Source organism: Nocardioides sp. NBC_00850 (genome assembly GCF_045207335.1).
GTDB lineage: Bacteria > Actinomycetota > Actinomycetes > Propionibacteriales > Nocardioidaceae > Nocardioides.
This window is the reverse complement of sequence record NZ_CP108845.1, coordinates 62,315-86,548: the sequence shown is the minus strand read 5'-3', so window position 1 is coordinate 86,548 and position 24,234 is coordinate 62,315. Positions and strand designations below refer to the sequence as shown.

The following is a 24,234-nucleotide window of genomic DNA, read 5'->3' as shown; positions in this document are numbered from 1 at the left end:
GTCCCGATCAGGGCATCAGGACGGTGTCGACGACGTACACCGTGGCGTTGGCGGTCGGGATGTTGCCGCACAGCACCTTGGCGTTCTCCTTGCCCACGGTGAACTCCTCGCCCTCGCCCTCGACGGTGATCATGTCGCCGGCCAGGGTCTCGTGCTCACCAGCGACCTCGTCCGGGCCGAGCTGACCGGCCACCACGTGGTGGGTGAGGACCTTGGTCAGCGTGTCCTTGTCGGCCAGCACCGCGTCCAGGTCGGCCTTCGGGATCTTCGCGAAGGCGTCGTCGGTCGGGGCGAAGACGGTCAGCGCGTCGGCGCTGTTGAGGGTGTCGACGAGCTCGGCCTGGCCGACGGCCGAGACCAGCGTCTTGAGCAGCGGGTTGGCGCTCGCCGCGGAGGCGACCGGCGCTGTCGACATGCCGTTGAACGAACCGGCGCCGTCGGCGGGGATCAGCTTGCAGCCTTCGCCGAAGGTCTGCGCACCGGCCTCCATGTTCTCGGACTCCTCGGGTGCCGCCGCCTCGGTCGACTCGGAGGTGCTGGACCCGCCTTCGCTGCCGGACGCGGAGTCCTCGGAACCACATGCCGAGAGACCGAGACCCAGCAGGAGCGCCATGGACGCGGCGACGCTGCCGGTGCGGGTGATCGTGTTGAGCTTCATTGGAAGAGCCTTTCGAGGGTTGGTCTCTTGCTGTCATGAGGGCTTCGGCACGGTGGCCAGATCGGATTTCGCCAATTTGTGATCAGGTGACGGTGACGACGATTTCCTGGATGCCGCTGGACCCGTCGGGGAACGGAGTGGCCCGCTCCTCGCGCTGCACGTTGCCGTCGCGATCGGTGACCCGAACGGCCAGCTGGTGGCTCCCGGCCTCGGCGTCCCAGGGCATGAACCACTGGCGCCAGTAGTCGATCCCGGCGTCCGGGCCGAGCTCGGCGGGCTGCCAGCGGCCGCCGTCGATGCGTACCTCGACCTTGGCGACGCCATGGTGCTGGGCCCAGGCGACACCGCCGATCACGGTGCGGCCGCCCTCGATGTTGCTCAGCGGCCGGGGCGTGTCGATCCGGCTGGACAGCTTGATCGGGGCATCGATGGCCCAGTCGCGGTCGGTCCAATAGGCGGTCGCCTCGTCGTAGCGCGTCAGGGTCAGCTTGGTGACCCACTTGGTGGCACCGACGTACCCGTAGAGCCCGGGCACCACCAGCCTGGCCGGGAAGCCGTGGGTGCGGGGGAGGACCTCGCCGTTCATGCCGAGGGCGACCATCGCGTTGCGGCCGTCCATCACGGCCTCGAGCGGGGTGCTGATCGTGAAGCCCTCGACATCGGTCGAGAGGATCTGGTCGGCGCGGCTGCCGACACCCGCCTCCTCGAGCAGCTCCTTCAGAGGTACGCCGGTCCAGCGCGCCGCGCCGACGAGCTTGCCGCCGACCTCGTTGGAGACGCAGGTCAGGGTGATGTCGTACTCGACGTTCTCCCGCGCGCGCAGGTCGTCGTAGCTGAAGGTGAGCTTGCGGTCGACGTCACCGTCGATGGTCAACGACCAGCTGTTCTGGTCGACGATCGGGACGGCCAGCTTGGTGTCGACCCGGTAGAAGTCGCGGTTGCGGGTGATGAACCGGGAGATCCCCTGGTGCGTCTCCTCCAGCCCTGCCGGGAGCGCCGGCAACGGCTTGCGGACGCGCGGCAGCATGATGTCGGCGAGCGCCGTACGTCCGCGCACGATCATCTGCCCGCCGGTCGCGGCAGCGGCGGAGAGCAGGGCCAGGGCCCCGAACCCGATCAGGACGCTGCGGCGGGTGGCCGCGCCTTCGTCCGGCGCGTCCTGCCTATGAGCAGGGGTGCGCTCGGCGGTCAGAGCGCGGGTCAGCAGCACCAGCACGCCCGGTCCGAGGACGAGCGCCACCAATGTGGGCACGAGGCTCGAGACCTCGAAGAGCGGCTGGCGGATCACGGCGGCGCCCGCGAGCAGGACCAGGCCCGCCATCAGCCCGCCGCCGAGCCAGAGACGTCTTCGGGCGACCACCCCGATCACGGCGGCGAACGCGATCGTGACCAGCAGCACGCTGCCGATCAGGATCGGTTTGTCCGCGCTGCCGAGCTCGCGTACCGCCCACTCCTTGACGGGGGTGGGCGTCGCGTCGATGACCGCGGTGCTGACCGCGAGCGCGGGGGACGAGGCCGGGGTGAGCAGCGCAGCGGTGAGGTGCGCGGCCGACATTCCGGCCACTCCGGCGAGCACACCGGCGGCGGCATGGGCGAGGGTGTGGCGATCCAGGTGTCTCATAGCGGGAATTCGCGCCCGCCCCCGGATCGGATTTCAGTCGGAGTCGCGCATCTTGGCGAGCCTGGCTCTCAGACCGGGCGCCCGGTGCGCATTGGCACGCAGCTCGACATAGGCGTCGCCGTAGACCCAGAGCAGTGCGTCGTCGAGCCGCCGCACCGCGCCCGGCGGATAGCGGTAGTCCATCCGCGCCATGAGGGTCTCCTCGTCGACCGAGCGCAACGCGTCGCCGAGCTCGCTCAGCGAGGTGATGCCGAGCTCGAGGATGACGCCGGAGATCCACCCGTAGTGGTCGGTTCGCGACCAGCCGGCGTCGGCGTACTGCCCGGCCAGGAACGCCGCCAGCTCACGGGGGCTGATCCGCGGGTCGTCGTCGGGAGCCTCCGTGCTGGCGGCGGTCCCGCCCTCCCGGAGCCGGTCCCTGATCGTGGAGAACTCACGGTCGGCGAGCTCGAGCAGGCCGGCAGCGAGCGTGAACCGTCGGTCGAAGTCGGGTACGTGCTCGCTGGGGATGGTGCCCTTGTAGCGGATGTCGTGCTCGAACTCGGCCCAGGCGTGCTGCAGCACGGTTCGGATCTGGATCTGCGCCTGTCGCCCTCGCAACAGCTCGTACGCCGCCTGGCCCTCGCGCGCGGGGTCGAGACTGACCAGCAGGTGGCGGCTGGCGTACCCGAACCGGCCCTCGCTCGCGGTCTCCTCGCCCATGTCGCGGTCGTCGTGGACCACCACCTGGTCGTCGAGGAGGTCGGCAACGGCCTGGACGTCACTGTGGACGTAGGTGATCACCCGCAGCCCGATCTGGTCGGTGATCTGGCGGAGCGGGTCGGTGAAGACCTGCCGTCCGTCGACGGTACGAGCCGCCTTGGCCGCGAACGAGGCGACCGACTTCGCGCGAGAGGTCACGGTGAGGTAGTTGATGCCTGCGTCGTCGAGGATCGAGGTCACCAGCTGTACGTACTGGTCGGCTGCTTCTTGCAGCGTCGGCTGCATCGCGGCGTACTCACGGACCGCGGTCGCGGTGTCGTGGATCCTGGCCCCGGCTCGCCCGCGGGGTGTCGGGCGGAGGTCGTCGGGCAGCGTCGGAGTGACGATGTAGCCGGTGGCGAAGTCTCCGTAGGTGGTGGTGCGGTCCGGTGCGCGGGTCGCGAACAGGCCGATATAGGCGCTCAGCACCGCGTCGACCTGGTCCTCGACCACGCGCAGCTCGCTCTTGCGTACGGCGTTCTCGGCGGCCGTTCGCAGGGCGTGCCAGGACGGGTCGTCGAGCAGCAGCGGCGGGTCGGCGCTCGCGAGACCCTCGAGCAGGCCGAACAGCATGATCAGCTCGGCGCGGAGCTGATCGATGTCACGCCCTGACTTGTTCTTGTACTTCAGCGTCCGTCCCAGGCGGAAGAGGGCCACCGTCGCGGGGTGGGGGTAGACCTCGATCGCCCGGCGCCGCCGGCCGGACCGGGGGTTCATGTCGAGCCCGAGCCGCGCCGCGATCCGGGCGCCTCGAGGCTGCTCGCTGAACTCCGGCTTGCTGGTGTTGGAGGGGTGCGCGCCGGCGTCGAAGCGAGCGAAGTCCTTGTTGAGCGCCGCCTCGGCCGGACGGTTCCCGGTCGAGTTGGTGACGATCAGGGGAGCATCGATCGCGACGAGACAGTCGTCGACGTAGGGCTCGAGGGCGGCGACGATCTCGTCGTCGGTCTTGACGGCAGAGACGTGGACGAGGCGGCCCTCCTCGTCCAGGACGGCCAGGCCGGTAGGCCGGCGCACGCCCCAGGCGAGGTCGACTCCGAGGAAGTACATGGGGCCAGACTGCCCGCCCAAGAGGCGCGGGTCTAACCCCCGGGCCGTCAGCGAGTCGCCTGGACGATCGTGATCGGACCGAACCGGTGGGCGATGTGGTCGATCTCCCGGGCGTCTGTGAACCCGGCGTCGGTCAGCAGGGTGACGATCCCGTTGTCGAGGTTGCGCTCGGTATGGGCGTCCATCCCGCGATGCCGGTGGCCCTCGTGGCCGTGTCCCTTTCCGTGCCCGCCGTGACCGTGGTCGGGGGCGCCGAAGTCGACGATGGTGACCCGCCCGCCGGGCCGGAGGATCCGGTGGGCCTCGCGTCCGAACCCCTCGCGCCCGGCGTCGTCGACGTGGTGCAGCGCGAGCGAGGAGACGACGTGGTCGACGCTGCCGTCCTCGGGCAGCAACCGGTCGGCGTACCCCTGCACCAGCGAGAGACGTACGCCTCGCCGGCCCGCCTTCCGAGCGGCGATCCGCAGCGCGGCGTCGTCGGGGTCGTGTCCGGTGACGACGGCTCCCGGGACGGCGCGAAGCACCGAGAAGGAGAGGTTGCCGGTGCCGCAGCCGACGTCGAGCACCGTTTGCCCAGGAGAGATGCCGGCGAGCTCGACCGTCCGTTCGTGGAGCGCGCGCACGCGGGCGAACCGGGTGAAGAGGTCGTAGAGGGGAAGGAGCCAGGTGCGGCCCATGCCGGGAAGGAACGGGCGGTCCCGTTCGCCCTCTGCGCGGCCGTCGATGATCTGTATGGTGGTCATACATCCACGATGGGACATCTTGTGGATCTACAGTGGGAGGGAAGTCGGTCGACATGGGACGTTCTTCGGATCCGACCTCGGTGCTCGCTCGAGCCGTGCGTACCGTGCGCGCCGACGGCACCCCGGTCTACGCCTGGGACCAGCGCCCGGGCAGACCTGCCGTCAGAGTCGTACCCCTCGATCCCGACTGCGACACCGAGCACCTGCCACCCGACAACCGGCACGCCCACGACTTCTGGGTGCTGGCCTATGTCGAGCGCGGCGGAGGCGCCGTCGGACTCGACGGCGAGCAGGTGGCGCTGCGTGACGGCGAGGTCCACGCGGTGGCTCCCGGCGAGGTCGTGGCCGCCGAGTCGGTCGCTGAGCTCACCCACGCGCGGGCCTGGTCGGTGGCGTTCACCCCCGACGCCATCCCCTCCCTCGCCTCCATCTCCCCGCTCACCTGGGCCCACCACCCGCTGCTCGCCCTCTTCGCCGCCGACGGCCGCCGCGGCATGGTCCCCGAGGCCGAGCGCCCCCGCTGGCGGGCCTGGCTGACCGAGCTCGACGACGAACTACGCCACCCCGAACGCCTCGGCTCCCACGACGCCGTCACCGCGATCCTCACGAACCTCCTGGTCGCCTCCGCCCGCCTTGCTCCGAGTGCTCCCATCGCCCCGGACCCGCTGGTCAGCCGGGTCTTCGACGAGATCGAGAGGACGTACGCCACCAAGGTCTCCGCCGGCGACCTAGCCCGCACCCTGGGCTACACCCCCGGCCACCTCACCACCGTCATCCGCCAACGCACCGGCCGCACCCTCCTCGACTGGCTCACCGAGCGCCGCCTCACCGAAGCCCGCCGCCTCCTCCGCGAAACGGATCTGCCCTTGTCGGTCATCTCTACCCGTACCGGCCTCACCGACCCCGGCTACCTAGTACGTCGCTTCAAGTCCCGATACGGCACCACCCCCGACCGCTGGCGCCGGGAGGCGTGAGGCGCAGAAGGCGCCTTACGCGACTTGCTTAGACAGATGCCTCATCGAGGTGCTCACTCAGTCACTCGGGGATGTTTTCGGCCTCACGCGGAAAGTCGCGTGCGTCGATGGCGCAGTTGAACGCGGACGGGCATGCTCATCGGGGTTCTTCGTCGTAGTTGAACGTCGTGCGCGCGTCGGCGTGGCCGTCGCCTAGGTCAGTGATGGTCCAATGGGCTGAAATCCAGGTGCCGGCGCCGGGTGTGTACATGACCTTGCGGAGTTCGTTGAGGAGGTCATCGACCTCGAAGGGGACGCCTTCGGACTCGTCGAAGGTGCCGTCGGGGCGTTCGACGACGAGCTCTTGCTCGGACAGCATGGAGTGAGAACTGCGGTTGAAAGACAGCTTGCGCGAGAGGCCGGTGATCTCGGTCGCGATGAGCGTAGAGCGCTCCCTGACGGGCCAGGTTGATCAGTGGCGGTTCAAGTTGGACATCGGCCCGAGAGGTCGTCGGCGAACTAGCCGCGCTCAAGTGGGCTGCATTGGCCTTCTCAGGCGTGGCTCGGTCGATCGGCATCGGGTCCCAACGCTCCTTAGGCAGATGTGTGCAGGGGAGGCCGTGGGTGGGGATCTGGTGGCGAAATTCCCCTGAATCGTCAGAAACTCTCGGTGGCGGCAACTAATGTCTACTGTTCGGACACGCTGCCGCTCTTCCCTATCAGGAGACCCGCTTTATGAATCCGGATTTCGTCCGGCAGATGCTGATCGACCGTATGCGCCGTCGCGGAGAGACACTCGACGTAGCGGCCCGATCGGCGGCGGAGGGTCTAGGTGTACCTGTCGCCACCTTCCAGTCAGCGATCGACAGCATTCGGGCCGACATCGATCAGAATCAGTTGCTCGACACGCCGACTGGCGTGGTGGATCGGCGAACTGAGGATGAGGCGCGGCTTGCCGCTTGGTATTCGGGCCCAGAGGACGGGGACGAGTTTTGGCCACGACTGCGTGAACATCTCAGTTCAGGATCGATGAGCGATGTCATCGATGAGATTGATCAAGCTTCGACGAAGGTAGTCGCGCAACTGAGCAACCCGAACGTGATGCGCCTCAAGAAGCGCGGCATGGTCGTTGGATACGTGCAGTCAGGGAAGACGGCGAACTACACAGCTGTCATGGCCAAGGCGGCGGACGCGGGATTCAAACTATTCATCGTGCTCGCTGGGCTGCACAATAACCTGCGTCGGCAGACCCAGGTCAGGCTGTCCAAAGACCTCGTCGACGACAGTTGGGCTGGCCTCACCACCAACGATGCGGACTTCGGCAACGTGATCAACGGCGCCGCGATGCTCAAGCGCGGGGTGCATGCGGTTGCGGTGGTCAAGAAGAACCCGACCCGCCTCAAGAAGCTTCGCAACTGGTTGCATGACATCCCACCTGACATCCGCGCACGGGTTCCGGTTCTTCTACTTGACGACGAGGCCGATCAGGCCACTCCGAACTCAGCAACCGGTCGGCAGCAGCGCACGGCGATTAACAAGCTGCTGCGGGAAATCTGGGGCGAGATTCCCACGGGGACGTATCTCGGCTATACAGCGACACCGTTCGCGAACATCTTCATGGACCCCAACGACGAGACCGAACTCTACCCGTCGGACTTCATCCTCGACTTGCCCCGGCCAGAGGCGTACTTCGGTGCTGAGAGGGTCTTCGGCCGCGAGCCGGTCGATGACGACGACGCGCCGGACAGCGGTCTGGACATGGTTCGTGACATCCCGCAATTGGATGCAGATGCTCTGAGCCCTCCGTCATCCAAGGATGCCCGCTCCGACTTCGATCCTGATGTACCGAAGTCGCTGATTGACGCCGTCGTTTGGTTTCTCGTGGCGACGGCGATTCGCCGTGCCCGCGGTCAGGTGGCAGCACACAGCTCCATGCTTGTTCACACGACGCATTACACGGACCCGCATTTTGCGATGCGTGACCGCATTGCGACGCTTGTGAGTCAACTTCGCGATGAGTGGTCGAGGTCACGGACGGTCCGGTTCGAGACGAGTTACGCGAGCGAAGCGAACCGGGTAAGGGAGGTAGCGACCAGGCCACTGCCTGGGTGGGACCTCGTCGCAGACTCACTGGGTGAGGTGCTCGGAAGTGTTCGGGTCGTCGTTGACAACGGAAGTTCTGAGGACCGGCTGGACTACGAGAAGACTGACGAGCAGGGACAGCCCCTCCCTGAGACCGTCATCGCGATCGGTGGCGGCACCCTGTCGCGGGGACTCACGTTGGAGGGCTTGGTCGTCTCCTACTTCACGCGTACCTCGAACACCTACGACACGCTCCTCCAGATGGGACGTTGGTTCGGGTACCGCCCGGGATATGAGGACCTGCCGCGCATCTGGATGCAAGAGTCGCTTGCTGAGGAGTTTCGATTCTTGGCGCTCGTCGAGGAAGAGATCCGGCTCGACATGCGTCACATGGAACGGATGGGCGTTACCCCGAAGGAGATGGGTGTGCGGGTCCGTTCCCACCCGGGGCGGCTCTCGATAGTGGCACGCAACAAGATGCAGCATGCTGACGTCGTACGCGTGTCCTTCAGCGGACAACGGCTACAGACGTTCATGTTCGACCCGGGACAAGCGACGGCGCACCGGAACATCAAGGCGACCCGGACTTTCATCCAACGGTGCAAGGAAGTCGCAGATCCCGTCCGTTCGCGTAATTCGAAGCGTTGGCACTTCGCTGACGTGCCTCGCGAAGTAGTGACCGAGTATCTCGGGGCCTACGCCTTCCATCCGGATCAGGTCTCACTCGGCGCCGACCTCATGACTGGATGGATCGAGAAGGCTGCGCCCGAAGCTCTGTGGAACGTCGTCGTCATCGGCCAGTCGCGGACTCAGCGGCGGTCAACAGGTGAGGTCATCGACCTCGGATCGGTCGACCTTGGCCTGGACGAGCCAGTTCCGGCGGTCAACCGTGCCCCACTGGTGAAGTCGACGCCCGGCGTGGCGAACATCAAGGCTCTTCTCTCGCACCAGGACTGGTTCAGGGATCTGGACCACGCCGTCGTAAGTCAACTATCGGCGGAGGCGAGGAAGGTGCCGCAGAGCGTCCGCAGGGAACATGCCGACGGTCGGGGCTTGATCATCGTTTACCCCGTGAGCAAGGATTCCGAGCCGATGGCCAGAGGCGAAACCAAAGCGAAGAGTCGCCGACGGATGGATGCTGAAGAGCACATGATCGGCCTTGGGATCATCTTCCCAGACGTCGACCGTGACGGAGTCGCTTCGGAAGGCACCTACTACTCGGTGCACCCCGACTGGGAAGTCGAGGTGGCTGAGGATGAGGACCTGCCACGAGACACCGAGCCCGGCGCTCAAGTCGACGGTGCAACTGCCGGTGCGGGGGACAACTGATGATCGACGTCTCCGAAACCTTCGTGCTGCTGGGCAATGGGCCCCGACCTGAGGCCGAGACCAAGATCCTCACGCGGCCGCTTGGCATCAGTTTCGGTGATCGGGGAGTCCTCGTCGGGATCGACAGCCTTGGGCAGAAGCACCTGCTCGTGCCGGCTCGATCCGAGAACATCTCTTCGGACCGAAGCAGCCAAGGTGTCGTGCTGGGGGAACGCACCGTCACCATCGGCGGCAACAATATTTCGTACGCGGATCTCTACTGCACGATTCCGAGACTCGGTTTGGTGTTTGAGCGCTTGGTCTCGGACGTGGTCGTTCGGCTGGAGCCGTTACCAGAAAAGCCTGTTCAGACGCTTCGACAAGCTCTTGAGGACTGGCGCTCACTGCTTCGGGCAGCGAGCCGTGACGTGGACCGCGACACGATCGTCGGGCTCGTCGGAGAGTTGGAGTTCCTGCGGCTATTGGTGCCGCACGACCCCCACGCCGCACTTGCGTCGTGGCGTGGACCCACCAAGTCGGTGCACGACTTCGTTCGGGGCGGTTCCGAGATCGAGGTCAAGACGACTGCGTCCGTCGACGGGACATACGTTTCGATCTCGAACATCGACCAGTTGGATCCGTCCTTGGTCGACCAACTGCATCTGGTCGTCGTTCATGCGCGGGAGGACGAGACCGCTCCCTCGCTTGACGAGAGGATCGATGACCTCCTTCTCTCCGGGATGTCGCGCAGCGAGCTGTTGGGCAAGGTCAAGAACGCGGGCTATGTGTACGAGTCGGATCCGACGGTGAACACGCGGTACGCCGTCCGGACCGTCCGTGCTTGGCGCGTTGGTCAGAACTTCCCCGGCATCCGGTCCTCGGATCTGAGCGAAGAACGCCGACGCGGCGTGAGTCGACTCAGATACGACCTTGTACTTGACAGTGCCCCGCCTCGGATGGGTGCCATGGAGTTCGGCAATTTGTTGGCGTCCTGGTTGCAGGAGTCCTGATGGGCGTGGACACGGCACCACTCAGTTGGTTCCCTAAGCAGTTCGACGCCGGCGCGATCAACGGCGAGGGTGCGAAGAAGCTGCTAGGTACGCCCGCTGTCTCTCCGGCGGATGTTCTCGTTCGGGAGATGGCGCAGAACAGTTGGGACGCACGTGGCGATGCTGCGGAGATCGCGTTCACGATGAACCTTCGGAAGTTGAGCCCGGCGGTCGTCTCAGTGCTTCGCGATCAGGTGTTCACTGGGGCCGCCACCGGAACCGGCCTGCGCGAGCTCTTGGACCGCCCTGAAGTCTGGGCGTTGGAGATTTCAGACCGGGGAACCGTTGGACTGGGGGGACCTATCCGAAACGACTTGGCGGTCGCTCCCGGTGTGAGCACAAACTTCATCGATCTCGTCTTCAATGTCGGGTCCACGAAGAGCGACCCGCACGCTGGCGGGAACTATGGCTTCGGCAAGACGATCTCCTACTCCGTGAGTGAGGTCGGAGCCGTGCTCATCTGGTCCCGATATCGAGACGGACCCGAGACTCAGGATCGCCTCATCGGCTCTGCGATCGGTGAGGCCTTCGACCGAGGCGGTAAGCGATACACCGGCCGCCACTGGTGGGGCCGTGCGATCGATGGCGATCGCATCGAGCCCATCATTGGGCAGGAGGCGTTCACCGTCGGAAGCCATGTGTTCAGTCACGGCTTCAACGATGGTGTCGCGGGCACTAGCCAACTCATCCTCAGCCCGGTTCTCGGCGGCGCCGACCGCGAGGAGGACGTAGATAAGCTTGTCAGGGCCACCTTGTACAACCTCTGGCCGAAGCTGCTAAGAGATCAGCGGGATCGCCCGCGGATGGACATCCGAATCCAGATCGACGGCGCAGAAGTGCCGGTACCCGCGGTTGAGACGCACCCAGTCCTTTCAGGTTATGCGGACTGTCTGCAAGCGGTGCGGGCGGCGCAAGCCGGAGCGCCCACGCCGAGCGCTGCATGGAAGGTGGACGTCCATGAGATCCGTAGCCAGCGTCCGATCAAGCTGTTGGGTCATCTGGCCCTGACACGCTATCCGCTGGACCAGCGTGCTGCCGATTCAGCGGGGGTTGATCCGGGACGTGGGGTGACAATGATGCGCCACGAGGCAGAACTGGTGGTGACGACGTCGCTCCAACAGGCGTTGACCACGGCGGGCTTCCAATGGGCAGGCGTGTTCAAACCCGTGAATGAGGTGGACGCGTCTTTCGCGAAGGCAGAGCCTCCTGCTCATGACGACTGGCTCACCCAACACATCAAGGATCCGAGAATGAAGCGAGACGTGAACATTTCGTTCACTCGGATGAAGGAGGCTGTCGACCAGTTCCTAGCACCTCCATCCGCAGCGTCCCCGGACGCGGCGACGTCCGCGGCGGCCGTTGGAGACATGCTCGCCGGGATGCTTGCCGGCATCGACGGACCTGGTCCTTCGACCAGGACCCCCGAAGCCAAGAGCGGAGCTGGAAAGCGTGCGGCACGGCCTAGAGCAGTCGTGGAATCGGTCCAGCGGGAGCATGCGTCGCCTGGCTGGAGCCGGACGACGCTGACCCTGACCGCCGACGACCTACCGGCCGCAGGTGCGACGGTCCGAGTCACCCTCAGAGTGGGAATCGACGGGGGGAGCGAGGAAGGCGACGACGTCATTCGAGTGGTTGGGTGGAGCGACTCAACCGCCGGAAGCGACCGAACTTTCCTCCCGGGAGCGAAGTCGCGCTTCGTCTATGAATCTCGCGAAGACCTCGCGATCGACGTGGATGCGAGCGTGGTGAACGAGCCGGTATGACGAAGCTACGCCTTTACCCACATCGAGTCGTCCCGGACGCGGCACTGATATGGCGCGGCTGGTGGCACATGAACGGCAATGCCAAGGAACCGTTGCCCTACCTGATGGATGGCTGGGACTACGCCAAGGAAGAGGTCATCGGTCTGACCTTGGACCTAGATCCGAACGAAGTGCTCACGTCGACCGGTCTCGTCTCGCTCGACCAAGTCGAGATCGTCGTGATCGCTGAATGCCGCGAGGTCCTCCGACGGTTCGTCGTCAGACAGCGCATGAGCAACAATCATATCGGACCGGTCGATCTTTCCCTGACGATCCCCGCGGGCGAAGCCGCCCACAAACTGGACCTATCAGCCCACCTCGTTCTCGCCTCCACATGGGAGCCGACCGGTTTCGACGTGCCACGTGTCAAGGGCGCTCGGTTGGCCACGAGCCAGCGCATCTCGGTCGTGCTCGAGGGGGATGCTTCTCGGTTCCCGACTGAGGCTGTCCCTTTCTCGACACTGGGCATGGAGCAGTCGCCGTGGACCGTGACTCGGACGTTCTACGATCTGAACGACTCGTTCATGGGCGGTGTTCGGCTCTTCGTCAACACTGAACACCCCATCGGGAGGCGTGCGTTAGATCCCGCAACGGCGTCCTCGGTCAAGGGCTTCCTCCAAGCAGACATTCTGCGGACTCTCATCGCAGAGGTTGCCCGGTCTGAGGAGGAAGTACGTCAGGAGTACATCGAGGGTTCGGTGGGGGACGTCCTTGACGGAATGTGTCTGCTCTTCCTTCAGCGAAGTCTGGAGGTCGCGGTGCAGATCCATCGCGAAGACCCCGCAAGGCTCGAACGCATCCTCCAGTCTGTTCTCGAACCTTGGGCAGGAGTCTTCTGATGGGGCGATTCGCCTACCCACGCCTGCCGTTGTCAGCAGCCAGGGGCGTTATCGACGAGCTCGCATCTGTCAGCCGTGAACGAGGACTCTCGGGGCTTGCAGATGCTGCAGCCGCGGAGCATCCGAGGGCGGAGCCAGTGGCAACTGGAGCCACCATCGCCACTGCGGAGCGGATCCGTATCGTCCGCGACGAAGTGTTGGGTGCGGTCTCGCCCTGGTACCAGAGTGGAAAACTCGGCCGTTCGGCAGTCAGTCTGTTCGACAACGCTCTCGGTGCAGCGCTCCATGACAGTCTGCAGATCCTCCCTGCCGATGCCGCGCACGAAGGGACGTGGAGCTTCTTGTCCCTGGTCGTGCTGCCGGATGTGGTGCTACTGCGATTCCCGAACATGCACGAGGACCGCCTCGTCGGCACTGGAAGGAATGCGCTGAGGCGACCCTGGCAGCGACAGGATCTCCTTGGCGATCTCATGCAAGGATCCAGCAGGCCACTTGGCGAGGACGAACTTGTCGGATTGTTCGAGCGCACCGCGCTTGTCCGGAACCGTGCTCTCGCCCGCCGCTTGGCGGTTGCGGTGATGTCCTATTCGGGTGACGAGGCGAGGTCTGAGTGGGCCCGAAGGCTTTACAAGCGCGTCACCTTCTTGACCGGGCCACGGATGCTGGACGTGCTCGACGACGCAGAGCTCGATGCGCTGATCAAGAGTGCGTGAGCAGTATGCGTCACGAGGTTCGGCGTTGGGAGTAGAGCTGGATGATCCGGGTTGCTGCTGTCGAGGAATCTTCGTGTTCCCAAACCCGGATGACGGCGTTGCCCGTAGCCTCAAGCCGACCGGTTGTGTCGAGATCCCGCTCTCTATTGTTGGCGATCTTGGCCGTCCAGAACTCGCGTCGTGTCTTCGGTACGACGAAGTGTTCGCTGCAACCGTGCCAGAAGCATCCGTCCACGAAGACGTACAGTCCCACCCGCGTGAACACGATGTCAGCCCGCCGACGCCGGTCGAACGGAAGCGGAACATCGACTCGGAATCGCAGCCCGGCGGAGTGGAGAGCCCGCCGCAACGCCATCTCGGGGCCTGTGTCTCGCGAGCGGTTCGCCCGCATCGTCGCCGCCGCGGCAGGCGAGACCGGCGGCACGCTCGCAGAGGATGCCGTGCCTGTCGGTCCATCCCGGTAACGTTCCTCAGACACGTGTTCGGGTGACCGATTTTGAGGTCTCGTACGTGTCATCATCGCAGTGTAGGAGGAGATGCCCGGTGGTAATGAGTCGATCGTACGATGTGGCACCGTCGGCAGCGCGGCTGACTCAGTCGTTGCGCGACATTGGCTACAACTTCCACACTGCGATCGCGGACATCGTCGACAACTCTGTCGCCGCCGGTGCCACCCACATCAACGTGGAGACGGTCTTCGAGCCAAATGGGTCGTATGTGCTCATCTCTGACGATGGCTCCGGGATGAACCAGACCGAAGCGGTCGAGTCCTTGCGCTTCGGAACTAGGCGAGGCTACGAGCTCAACGAGCTGGGTCGGTTTGGGCTCGGCCTCAAGACCGGATCATTCTCCCAGTGCCGACGGCTGACGGTCGTCTCCCGCAGCCACAGGGCGAAGTGCGACGTTCACGTAGTCACCCTGGACCTGAATCGTGTCGCCCGCGACGACTCGTGGGCGGTGCTGGCGGATGAGAGGTCGCCGGCGATCGAGCGCGCTGTAGACATGCTCCAAGAGGCACCTGGGACTGTCGTCGTCTGGGAAGATCTCGACCGAGTGCTGCCGGATCGTTACGCAGAGAACGGTTGGGGGCGCCGCAGGCTCACCAGCCTTGCATCAAAGACCAGTGAGCATCTGGCTATGGTGTTCCACCGCTTCATCGAGGGATCTGTCGCGCACCGCAGCGAAGTTGTGATAGCGGTCAATGGTGAGAAGCTCCAGCCGTGGAACCCGTTCGCGCCGGCAGAGCCCGACACGAAAGCACTGCCGCAGCAGCGTTTCGAGATCGAGGCTGATGGCGGATCCTCATTCGTGAAGTTTCGGGGTTATATTTTGCCTGCCCGCGACCGGTTCTCCTCCTCTGAGGAGTTCGATCGTATGTCGGGCCCGCTGAAGTGGAACCGGCAACAAGGCCTCTATATCTACCGGGCAGACCGTTTGGTGCAGCACGGCGGTTGGTCGGGGATTCGGGGAATCGATGAGCACACGAAGCTCGCTCGCGCGTCTATCGATTTCGACACGAATCTCGATGAGGTCTTCCAGATCAACGTCGCGAAGATGAAGGTCGAGCTTCCGCCTTCGCTCAAGCAGATGCTTGAGCGACCTGTGCATGAACTCTCGGTCCTTGCCAATGACGCCTACCGACGCTCGGCGAATGCAGGCGACCGTAAGGAAGCCTCTAAGTCAGCCGCTTCCCAAGTCGCGTTGCACGAGGTCGGTGTGGCGCTCAAGGCGGCGTTGCTTGAAGAGAACGACTTGCCCTCTTTCAAGACCGCCGTTGGCACGCTACGGCGACGAAACCCCGACTTGGCGGATGCGCTGGGCCTGTAGCCGACCTCGGGCGGAGTCGTCGAAGTTGCGGCGGCATGACATCGCGAGCGGACAACCGGCACAGTCGGGCGCCTTCGGTGTGCAAACCCGTTGACCGAGTTCGATCAGAGCGAGTTGGGCAGCCCGGCTGGCTTCGGAGTTACCGATCAGACGTGCGATCGCGATACGCCCGTCGCTGTTGCGGTTGCGCAGCCATCCCTCGTTGCCTTGGAAGAAGCGCCCAGCAACCCTCAGTGCGCCGGCCGTGGCGATGACAGGTTCTTCCTCGTCGGACTGCACCACCATCGATAGTTCTGCTGTTCCGTTGGAGACGAGTTTGTCCGCGACGAGGACCTGGAGCTCTGCATCAGGAATTGTGGAGTCGACGCCATGTTCCACCAATGTGTTAGCCATGGCCAGAAGGGTGTCAGCGGCATCGGCGCGGTCGATCCACTCGCAGATCTCACGGATCGTCTCGTTGGCATCCAAGACCTGTTTGGGCCGGTCCAAGTCAGCGACAATCGGCCAGAGGGCCCGCTTCACTACATCACTCTCGCCGCCGAACAGGGTCTCCCCGACCAAGACCTTCCACCGCGATCCTGAGGTGATCCAGGGGTCGAACTCGTCGAGATTGGATTCGATCCAAGTGGAGAGAGCGGAACGTGTCCAAGCGCTCGGGACGGCCTTCGCTCCCGAGTCATCGTTCAATGCCTGAATGACGGTCCGACCGACAGCACGTCCGAGGAATGGTGGGACGGCGTTGCCGATCTGTCGGAACGCTGACGTCGGTGATCCCGCGAACCTGAAGTCGTCCGGAAATGTCTGGATCCGCGCGGCCTCTCGGATGGTGAGCGTCCGATTCTCCCTTGGGTGGATGTACCAGTAGCCGTCCTTCGCGATATGCGCTGTGATGGTCCTGGACAGGTCGTCGCCGTCCAAGCGCTTGTACTTATCGTCGAAGATGTCGTCGCGGTAGCGCTTGAGGTTCTCAGGAAGCTCGGAGTACTTGGTCTTCGTGTCCAGATGCTCGAAGGCTTCGAGATCGTCGTCACGAACCTTGCGGGTGACGTGGTCGTACACGCGGAAGCGGTGAAGGTTGGAGACCCCGCTTCGCATCTCACGCTGGAAGCTCGTGGTCGGACCGCTGTACGGCTTGTATTCGGTTCTGGTCGTCTCAACCTGCCAGCCAGCTTTGGGATCAACGCTCGGCAAGTCGGAGATGGCATTGCTCAGCGTTACACGTTCCTCAGTCGGCTCTGGCCACGTGAAGTCCGAGCCGTTCTTCAGCGCAACAAGGATCAGTCGCTGCCGAAACTGGGGCACACCATATGAGGATGTCTCGACCACGCGCTCCTGCACGGCGTATCCGGAGTCCTCCAACTCCTGCACGATGCTTCGGAGGATGAACATCTCGCGATCGAGTGCCATATCAGGCACGTTCTCCATGATCACCGCACGCGGCTGCGCGGTGTGGATGATCTCCAAGTAGGAACGCCACAGGTCGCGTCGCTGGTCGTGCGGCTCTCGCATACCTTCCCGGACCAAGTGGCGCATCTTGGAGCGACCGGCCTTGGAGAAGGGCTGGCACGGCGGGCCACCGGCAATAACGTCGATCTCGACAGACCGAAGGATCTCTCCGACGCGGTCGACGTTGATCGGGTCGCCGAGATCCCAGTCGACTGCCATGCCACCGAAGTGATGGGCATGGGTCTCCAACGCATCTGCGTCGAAGTCAGCGCCGAAAACGACCCGCATGCCAGCGTCCTCGAGCCCCAAACTCATACCGCCAGCCCCTGAGAAAAGGTCTGCAGCGAGCAGTGTCCCGGGGTGTTCTGAGCGAAGTGTTCGACAGTGGTCGGCAAGCCGGTCGGCGTCGTCGACGTGGTGCTCGTGGGGCGCGAGTCGAAGGGGCATGCCCCGGTCGAAGACTGCGGGCTGGCTGTGAGTCGTTTCGTTCATATGTTCACCTCAGGGGCAGTCTACGGAGACGTGGCTCGGACGACTGGAACCGGCGTCGCCGTAGTCGAGCGTGTTGCGTCACTCGGACGCACCGCACGGGCTCTCAACTGGCCCGATGCTCAGCCCAATGCCGTGCGAGCCACTCGACCTGCTGGTCGTGGGGCTGGACGCGCAGCTGCTGGTCGTGGAGGGCGGCGTACTGGGGATATGCCTCCAACTGGTCCGAGACATCGATACTGAGACTGCTCGGGTTGACCGCGAGTGAGCCGTCATCGAAGAGGCGATGGACGTCTCGCCGGAGCATGAGGCCGCCGTGTTCGTGGTGAACACCAAGTTTGGCGTAGCTGTACAGATGTCCCGCCTCAAGCACCTTGGCTGGTGCGTCCCCGGTGAAGGCGCAGACTTCGCCCATCGAGTCGAGGAGATGCTCGCGAAACCTCCGTTGCCCCCTACGAACCCGGACGATTTCCAACAGATGACCCTGCGGGAAGAACAGGTCAGGGGTCCGATGCGCGACTCGGTCGACGGCGCGCTCTGCCCCGCGGGCACTGAGCGCGTCCTGAAATGCATCCCAGCGAAGCTCTCGCATGCTGAGCTGACTATCCGGGGATGCGCAGAGTTTCCGGAGTTGATCGCGCGGTAAGAGGTTATCGAGCGAGGTCCACGCTGCGTCGTGGCGGGATCGATACTCGGTGACCGTGATCGTTTCCGACGTGGGAAGGTCGAACTCGTGACCGCACTGGGAACACTTGTACCGTGGGCTCTTCGTCTTTCGTGCCTTGATACCGGACCTTCCGCAGCTCGGGCACTTGTAACGCAACTTCTCCTTGACCTCGGTATCGATGGCTTCAATCACCGATAGGCCGAGCAGGCGATGCTTGTCCCAGAGTGCGACCGGGTCGCCGATCTTGATTCTGGCGTGGTTCGGAACGGTGCTATCCCACGTGTAATAGACGTCTGCTTGGTCGTCGTAACCCGAGTTGCCGCCGTGCTGTCGGTCGTCGCCCACTGCCATGAGGAGCCAGGCCGAGACATTCGGCACGTCGACCATGTTCTCCGTCCATCGATGCAAGCTAGAGGTGGGGAGTCAAGCTTGGCACAAGACGCCGTTTGGTGCCGGGAGACCGATCAACCCGTCAGGTTCGGAACAGTCACGACTTGGCTTGGGGGCGCCGACATCAGGTAGGTGCCGCCTTCTGTGGGCCAACGCACGGCACACCGTTGAATTACGCTGACCTCATGAGCAGGGGGCCGCGGCGGGCGACGGTGAAGGATGTCGCGGCGCTGGCGGGGGTGTCGCCGAAGACGGTGTCGAACGTGATGAACGGGACGGCGTTCGTACGTCCGGACACGCAGGAGAAGGTGCTGGCGGCGGTCGAGGAGCTGGGGTTCGTACCGAATCTGAGTGCCCGGAGCCTGCGTAACGGCCGGACAGGAGTGATCGCGCTCGCGCTGCCGGATCTGGCGACGGCGTTCTCGGCTGACTTGGTGCACCGGGTGGTGCAGGTGGCGCACGAGCGGGGGATGGCGGTCCAGATCGAGGAGACGGGGGCCGAGCCGAAGCGGGAGTACGACCTGGTCTCGCGGGCTCGCGAGCACCAGATCGACGGGCTGATCCTCAACCCGATCCGGCTCCAGGACAGCATCGTCGTGCACGACGATCAGCTGCCGCCGGTGGTGCTCATCGGTGAGGTCGAGCAGCACAGGGTCGACCGGGTGCTGATCGACAGCCGGCAGGCCGGGTATGAGGTGACGAAGCACCTGCTCGAGCGCGGCGTGCGACGGGTGGCGGCGCTGGGCGGGAAGACGGGCGCGACCGGTGCGTCGGCGACCAGTATCCAGCGGCTGGAGGGCTATCACCGGGCGCTGCGGGAGCACGGGATCGAGGCTGAACCGGGGCTGGAGGTGTACGTCGAGGAGTGGTCGATGGCGGGTGGAGCCGAGGCGGCCGCCGAGCTGCTGGCCCGCGACGCCGGCTTCGACGCGATCGTCGCGTTCACCGACTCGATCGCGCTCGGCGCGATGCACGTGCTCCAGGAGCACGGGATCTCGGTGCCCGGCGACGTACTGATGACCGGGTTCGACGATGTCGAGCATGCCCGGTTCATGAATCCGTCGCTGACCACCATCGCCCTGGACCGGCACGCCTTCGCCGAGGCGGCTGTCGACCTGCTGCTGACCCGGATCGGGGATCGTACGAGCCCTCCTCGCGCAGTGGCGATCCCGCACGAGCTGGTCGTCCGTGCGAGCACGACGCGATAGCTCGGCCGCGGCGGTCTAGTGCGCGGTCCAGCGGCCGTGCGCGATCCAGACGCCGACGAGGATGCCCAGCAGGTAGCCGATACCTGCGGCGATGAGCAGCGTCGTACTCATCGGAAGCGTGTCCTTCGGGGCTTCATGCTTCCCATTGGCACTCGTGATCCAGGCGTGGTCGGTCGGGGACGGAAGGGATCCACCGAATAGGGGAGGCGGAGACTCTTGCCTGTGTCATTACAACGATGTAATAGTTTCGTGCCATGACCCGCGCACGCATCACCATCGACCGTGACTTCACGATCGCCGACGTACCCCGACGTCTCTTCGGGTCGTTCGTCGAGCACATGGGGAGGTGCGTCTACACCGGCATCTACGAACCCGGCCACCCGACCGCCGACGACCGTGGCTACCGCAAGGACGTGCTCGAGCTCGTCCGGGAGCTGGGCCCGACGGTGGTGCGCTACCCCGGGGGAAACTTCGTCTCCGGCTACCGCTGGGAGGACGGCATCGGGCCGGTCGCGGACCGGCCCCGCCGCATCGACGGCGCCTGGCACACGATCGAGACCAACGAGTTCGGGCTGCACGAGTTCATGGGCTGGGCCCGCGAGGCCGACGTCGAGGTGATGGAGGCGATCAACCTCGGTACGCGTGGGGTCGAGGAGGCGCGGGCGCTGGTCGAGTACGCGAACCATCCCGGTGGGACTTACTGGTCGGATCTGCGGCGGAAGAACGGAGCCGAGGAGCCCTTCGACATCAAGCTCTGGTGCCTCGGCAACGAGCTCGACGGGCCGTGGCAGATCGGCCACAAGACGGCACACGAGTACGGCCGGCTGGCGCAGGAGACGGCCAAGGCGATGAAGCTCGTCGACGACTCGATCGAGCTCGTCGCGGTCGGCTCCTCGAACCGCTACATGGAGACGTTCGGCAGCTGGGAGCACACCGTCCTGACCCACGCGTACGACGAGATCGACTACATCTCGATGCACGAGTACTACCAGGAGAGGTCGGGCGATGCGGCCTCCTTCCTGGCCGAGGCCGTCGGGATGGACGCCTTCATCGACGGCGTCGTGGCGACGATCGACGCCGTCAAGGCCGCCGGCAAGCACACCAAGCAGGTCGACATCTCCTTCGACGAGTGGAACGTCTGGTACATGGAGGGCCTCGACTCCGAGGACCAGCCGGATCAGGTGAAGAAGGAGTGGCGCGAGCACCCGCGGCTGATCGAGGACGAGTACTCGGTCACCGACGCCGTCGTCGTCGGCACCCTGCTCAACAGCCTGCTGCGCCACGGTGACCGCGTACGTATCGCCAACCAGGCCCAGCTGGTGAACGTGATCGCCCCGATCCGCTCGGAGGAGGGCGGACCGGCCTGGCGGCAGACGATCTTCTGGCCGTTCGCCCGGATGGCGTCGCTGGCTCGCGGGCAGATCCTGCGGCTCGCCGTCTCCGCCGACCAGATCCCGACCGAGAAGTTCGGCGATGTCGATGTCATCGACGCCGCCGCGACGTGGTCCGAGGCCGACGGTCGGGTAGCGCTCTTCGTCGCCAACCGAGGTCTCGACGAGGCGTCTGATGTCACCGTCGACCTGCGTGGGCTCGGGGTGGAGCGGGTGGCGAGTGCCGAGATCCTCACCATCCCCGAGGGTGGCGATCGGTACGCGTCCAACGTTGAGGCTGCGCCTGACCGAGTGGGGCTCGTGCCGCTTCGCGACGTCGGGGTCGAGGACGGCTCGGTGCGTCTGAGCCTGCCGCCGCTGTCGTGGGCGGTCGTCGAGCTCGAGGTCGCGGTGTCGTGACGGGCTAGGGGTAGCTCGGTTCTGCTTTTACTAGACGATGACACCTCGTGAACCGTTCACAATGTGTCATCGTCTAGTAAAAGCTGCGTCGTGGAGGTTTGCCTTGACCCTCAGTGGAAACGGACTCGTTCGGCTGGCGGAGCAGATCAGGGACAAGGCGGGCGCCCGGTTCGTGCTCGGGATCGTCGGGCCTCCGGGAGCCGGGAAGTCGACGCTGGCGGAGGGGCTGCGGGACATACTCAACGAGTCCGGGAACGTTGCGGTGGTGGCGCCGATGGACGGGTTCCACCGGAGCAACGCGGAGCTGGACTCGATGGGCGCGCGGGCGCGGAAGGGCGAGCCGGACACGTTCGACGCTGAGGGATATGTGGCCGCGTTGCGGCGGGTGCGTGAGGGGCGCGTCGAATGGCCGACGTTCAGTCGGATCACGGACGAGCCTGTCCCCGGTGGGGTCGTGATCGAGGACGAGCCGGTCGTGATCACCGAGGGCAACTACCTGCTGCTGGATGAGGGGCCGTGGAAGGACGTACGCGGGCTGCTGGACGAGGTGTGGTTCGTCGATGTCCCGGACGCCGTCCTCGCGCCCAGGTTGCTCGAGCGGTTCCTCGCCGGCGGGAGGTCGCGGGAGGAGGCGGAGGCGAAGATCGCCGCCAGCGATCTGCGCAACGCCGCGCTGGTGAGGGCAACGCGGGATCGAGCTGACCTGGTGCTGTAGCCGTCAGCTCTCGGAGACGGCGCAGTCGATGAGGAAGGCCATCAGCTCGGTGGCGTCGTCGGTGGTGATGAGGGTGTTGAGGGCGTGGTCGAGCTCGAGGCGCCGGACGTACGGGACGGTGATGGCGTCGAAGCCGTTCGAGATCAGGATGCCGTTCGCCATCAGAAGAGCGGTGCGGAGGTTGCCACCGGCGTAGAACCGGGTCCGGGCGGCGGAGCAGAGGTAGATCAGTGCCTGGAGCCGTGGGTCGCCGGTCTCGGCAAGTCGCTCCTGCAGCGTGGCGAAGCGGGCCCGGAGCAGCTCGCTGCCATTGCGGCGCAGCGTGCCTTCGCCGCGGAACCTTCCGGCGTCGAGCGTCTCGTGGCGGGCGACGATCCGGTTGAGACGGTCGGACGTCGATTTGTCGATTTGGAACCTGCCGTAGCCGATCAGATCGCGGAGCGTGCCGTACGCCTCGCTGAGCGCCAGCACCTGCAGCTCGTCAGCGGTCCGGTGGCCACCGACGGTGACGCCGTCGAGGAGGGAGCGGACCTCGGGGAGGGTGAAGCTGTTGCCCTCGAGCCTCGCAGCGTTCCAGATCAGCTCGGGCAGGCTCGCGCGGAACCGGCGCCAGGCGCGGTCGGTGTCACTCGGCAGGATGCGGGCGGTGTCGACCTCGGTCCACCAGATGCCGGTGTCGCGCACCTGGGCGTCGCGGTCCGCGACCTCCCGGTAGGCGTCGTTCGTGGTCGGCTTGCGGGCGGCGTACGTCTCGGGGTCCGGTGCCCAGCGGGGCTGCTTCGTCACCATGTCCGGATCTCCTCGCGGGCGCGGGCCGCGGCGTCACCGCCGACCGAGATGGCGTCGATGGCGATCTGGATCGGGGCCGCGTAGACGACCCGATCGCGCTCGAACGTGCCGAGGAACAGGTCGGGCTCGGCGGCGGCGACGACCACGGTGGACCGGTGCGGGGCGGACGCCGGACGGAGGCTTCCGCCGGTGAGGAGGGGACGGATCGCGCTCGGATCTTCGCACCAGAGAACCGAGATCCGGGGGACGGCCTCGTCGAAGGACGGGAGGTCCAGGCCGGCCGCGCCGGAGACCGCCCAACGCTGGCCCGAGGCGTCGCCGGCGGAGGCGATCCGTCCGATGGTGGCCTCGCCGCTGAGCCGGATCGCGTCAGAGCGGTGGAGGACGCCGGAGGCGCGCGCCGCCTCCTCGATGATCTGGACCGGGTCGCCGTCGGTCCAGGTGTCGAGCCGGGCGGCCCACTGCTCGACCCCGGCGTCAACCTCGGTTGGGTAGTGCTCGTCGAGGATGGCTCGTGCCGCCGCGGCCGCTGCCGAGGAGGCCAAAGGTGAGGTGCTCATCGTCAGGTCGAGCCCGCAGGCAGCAGTGATGTTGTGGAGCGTTGCGACCGAGGGACTGACCTGGTCGTTGAGGATCCGATGGACCGTCGACGCGGCCACGCCGGCTCGTGCCGCCACCTGGCGCGCGTTGAGCCCCGAGTGCTCGATGCACTCGGCGACCAGGCGGCCGACGTCCTGTTCCATATTTGCAACCCTAAGACGGCTTGTTGCATATATGGAACAGGCGCGGCGGCGTACCTTCTTCTAAGGTGTGCGCCATGACGCGACCGATCACGCTGCTTGTCGAGGGGGAGTCCGACAAGGCTCTGGTGGAGGCGCTGGCTCCGCGCTACGGGGTCGAGCTGGCCGAGCTCGGCATCGAGGTCGTCTCCATGGGCGGCGCCGGGAACGCCGGACGGTTCATCCGGGAGACGACGGCAGCGGGGCACCGGGTCGGCGGACTCTACGACGAGGCCGAGGAGCACTTCGTCACCAATGCGCTCGGCCGGCAGGTCGGGGAGGACCTCTCCGGGCAGGGGTTCTTCGCGTGCCGGCGCGACCTCGAGGACGAGATGATCCGGGCGATCGGTGCGGCGCGGATCGTCGAGATCCTCGAGGCCAACGGCGAGGGCGGCAAGTTCCGTACGCTGCAGAACCAGCCCGAGCACCGCGGCGAGGAGGTCGCCGACCAGCTGCACCGCTTCTTCGGCACCGCCTCCGGACGCAAGATCCGCTATGGCGCCATCCTCGGCGAGGCCGTCGAGCTCGAGTCGATCCCGGACCCGCTCATCGGGCTGCTGACCTGGTGCTGGGGCTGA

General features: G+C 65.5%; 21 protein-coding genes. 11 read left to right on the top strand and 10 right to left on the bottom strand.

Annotated elements, in window-relative coordinates:
• Positions 1–7: 7 nt before the first annotated feature.
• The 4 genes from OH802_RS00390 to OH802_RS00375 form a co-directional block, all read right to left on the bottom strand.
• Positions 8–658 (bottom strand): fasciclin domain-containing protein, encoded by a 651-nt coding sequence (locus tag OH802_RS00390; protein WP_406024066.1) that lies wholly within the window; start codon positions 656–658, stop codon positions 8–10.
• An 82-nt stretch (positions 659–740) separates the two neighbouring features.
• Positions 741–2,279 (bottom strand): molybdopterin-dependent oxidoreductase, encoded by a 1,539-nt coding sequence (locus OH802_RS00385; protein WP_406024064.1) that lies wholly within the window; start codon positions 2,277–2,279, stop codon positions 741–743.
• Between the two features lie 33 nt (positions 2,280–2,312).
• Positions 2,313–4,067, bottom strand: coding sequence for a DUF429 domain-containing protein (locus OH802_RS00380; RefSeq protein ID WP_406024061.1), 1,755 nt, complete (start codon positions 4,065–4,067; stop codon positions 2,313–2,315).
• A gap of 47 nt (positions 4,068–4,114) precedes the next feature.
• Positions 4,115–4,810 carry a class I SAM-dependent methyltransferase gene (locus OH802_RS00375; protein WP_406024059.1) on the bottom strand — a complete coding sequence of 232 codons (696 nt, stop codon included), beginning with the start codon at positions 4,808–4,810 and terminating at the stop codon, positions 4,115–4,117.
• 53 nt (positions 4,811–4,863) lie between these two features.
• On the opposite strand from OH802_RS00375, the gene OH802_RS00370 reads away from it, so the two are divergent.
• Positions 4,864–5,784, top strand: a complete 921-nt coding sequence (locus OH802_RS00370) for an AraC family transcriptional regulator (protein WP_406024057.1) — start codon at positions 4,864–4,866, stop codon at positions 5,782–5,784.
• A gap of 136 nt (positions 5,785–5,920) precedes the next feature.
• Here OH802_RS00370 and OH802_RS00365 read toward each other — a convergent pair whose 3' ends face one another.
• Positions 5,921–6,142 carry a hypothetical protein gene (locus tag OH802_RS00365; RefSeq protein ID WP_406024055.1) on the bottom strand — a complete coding sequence of 74 codons (222 nt, stop codon included), beginning with the start codon at positions 6,140–6,142 and terminating at the stop codon, positions 5,921–5,923.
• A gap of 380 nt (positions 6,143–6,522) precedes the next feature.
• Between OH802_RS00365 and OH802_RS00360 the strand changes: the two genes are divergently transcribed.
• From OH802_RS00360 to OH802_RS00340, 5 genes are read left to right on the top strand one after another with little or no spacing between them, the layout of a single operon-like run.
• Positions 6,523–9,174, top strand: a complete 2,652-nt coding sequence (locus OH802_RS00360) for a Z1 domain-containing protein (protein ID WP_406024053.1) — start codon at positions 6,523–6,525, stop codon at positions 9,172–9,174.
• The gene (locus OH802_RS00355; protein WP_406024051.1) at positions 9,174–10,163 is read left to right on the top strand and encodes a PD-(D/E)XK motif protein; all 990 of its coding nucleotides are present in this window, start codon (positions 9,174–9,176) and stop codon (positions 10,161–10,163) included. Before OH802_RS00360 ends, OH802_RS00355 begins: the two co-directional genes overlap by 1 nt.
• The gene (locus OH802_RS00350) at positions 10,163–11,965 is read left to right on the top strand and encodes a hypothetical protein (RefSeq protein WP_406024049.1); all 1,803 of its coding nucleotides are present in this window, start codon (positions 10,163–10,165) and stop codon (positions 11,963–11,965) included. The genes OH802_RS00355 and OH802_RS00350 overlap by 1 nt, the downstream gene beginning before the upstream one ends.
• Positions 11,962–12,843 carry a hypothetical protein gene (locus OH802_RS00345; protein WP_406024047.1) on the top strand — a complete coding sequence of 294 codons (882 nt, stop codon included), beginning with the start codon at positions 11,962–11,964 and terminating at the stop codon, positions 12,841–12,843. The genes OH802_RS00350 and OH802_RS00345 overlap by 4 nt, the downstream gene beginning before the upstream one ends.
• The gene (locus OH802_RS00340; protein WP_406024045.1) at positions 12,843–13,556 is read left to right on the top strand and encodes a hypothetical protein; all 714 of its coding nucleotides are present in this window, start codon (positions 12,843–12,845) and stop codon (positions 13,554–13,556) included. Before OH802_RS00345 ends, OH802_RS00340 begins: the two co-directional genes overlap by 1 nt.
• A gap of 10 nt (positions 13,557–13,566) precedes the next feature.
• Here the strand turns inward: OH802_RS00340 and OH802_RS00335 are convergent, their stop codons facing one another.
• The gene (locus tag OH802_RS00335) at positions 13,567–13,911 is read right to left on the bottom strand and encodes a very short patch repair endonuclease (RefSeq protein WP_406029435.1); all 345 of its coding nucleotides are present in this window, start codon (positions 13,909–13,911) and stop codon (positions 13,567–13,569) included.
• A 194-nt stretch (positions 13,912–14,105) separates the two neighbouring features.
• Here OH802_RS00335 and OH802_RS00330 point away from each other — a divergent pair, with 194 nt between their 5' ends.
• Entirely contained in the window at positions 14,106–15,383 is a 1,278-nt protein-coding gene (locus tag OH802_RS00330; protein WP_406024043.1) for an ATP-binding protein, read from the top strand.
• Here the strand turns inward: OH802_RS00330 and dcm are convergent.
• On the bottom strand, positions 15,339–17,321 hold the full coding sequence (gene dcm / locus OH802_RS00325) for a DNA (cytosine-5-)-methyltransferase (RefSeq protein ID WP_406024041.1): 1,983 nt from the start codon (positions 17,319–17,321) through the stop codon (positions 15,339–15,341). The genes OH802_RS00330 and dcm overlap by 45 nt on opposite strands.
• A gap of 103 nt (positions 17,322–17,424) precedes the next feature.
• Entirely contained in the window at positions 17,425–18,372 is a 948-nt protein-coding gene (locus OH802_RS00320; protein WP_406024039.1) for an HNH endonuclease, read from the bottom strand.
• A 188-nt stretch (positions 18,373–18,560) separates the two neighbouring features.
• Between OH802_RS00320 and OH802_RS00315 the strand changes: the two genes are divergently transcribed.
• The 3 genes from OH802_RS00315 (at position 18,561) to OH802_RS00305 (ending at position 22,088) form a co-directional block, all read left to right on the top strand.
• The gene (locus OH802_RS00315; RefSeq protein ID WP_406024037.1) at positions 18,561–19,583 is read left to right on the top strand and encodes a LacI family DNA-binding transcriptional regulator; all 1,023 of its coding nucleotides are present in this window, start codon (positions 18,561–18,563) and stop codon (positions 19,581–19,583) included.
• A 254-nt stretch (positions 19,584–19,837) separates the two neighbouring features.
• Positions 19,838–21,373, top strand: coding sequence for an alpha-N-arabinofuranosidase (locus tag OH802_RS00310; RefSeq protein WP_406024035.1), 1,536 nt, complete (start codon positions 19,838–19,840; stop codon positions 21,371–21,373).
• A 103-nt stretch (positions 21,374–21,476) separates the two neighbouring features.
• Positions 21,477–22,088, top strand: coding sequence for a nucleoside/nucleotide kinase family protein (locus OH802_RS00305; RefSeq protein WP_406024033.1), 612 nt, complete (start codon positions 21,477–21,479; stop codon positions 22,086–22,088).
• A gap of 3 nt (positions 22,089–22,091) precedes the next feature.
• Here the strand turns inward: OH802_RS00305 and OH802_RS00300 are convergent, their stop codons facing one another.
• Together OH802_RS00300 and OH802_RS00295 are read right to left on the bottom strand one after the other, a co-directional pair.
• Positions 22,092–22,877 (bottom strand): hypothetical protein, encoded by a 786-nt coding sequence (locus OH802_RS00300; RefSeq protein ID WP_406024031.1) that lies wholly within the window; start codon positions 22,875–22,877, stop codon positions 22,092–22,094.
• On the bottom strand, positions 22,871–23,620 hold the full coding sequence (locus OH802_RS00295; protein ID WP_406024029.1) for a helix-turn-helix domain-containing protein: 750 nt from the start codon (positions 23,618–23,620) through the stop codon (positions 22,871–22,873). Before OH802_RS00295 ends, OH802_RS00300 begins: the two co-directional genes overlap by 7 nt.
• A gap of 74 nt (positions 23,621–23,694) precedes the next feature.
• Here OH802_RS00295 and OH802_RS00290 point away from each other — a divergent pair, with 74 nt between their 5' ends.
• Complete coding sequence (locus OH802_RS00290; protein WP_406024027.1) at positions 23,695–24,234, top strand: TOPRIM nucleotidyl transferase/hydrolase domain-containing protein; 540 nt, start codon at positions 23,695–23,697, stop codon at positions 24,232–24,234.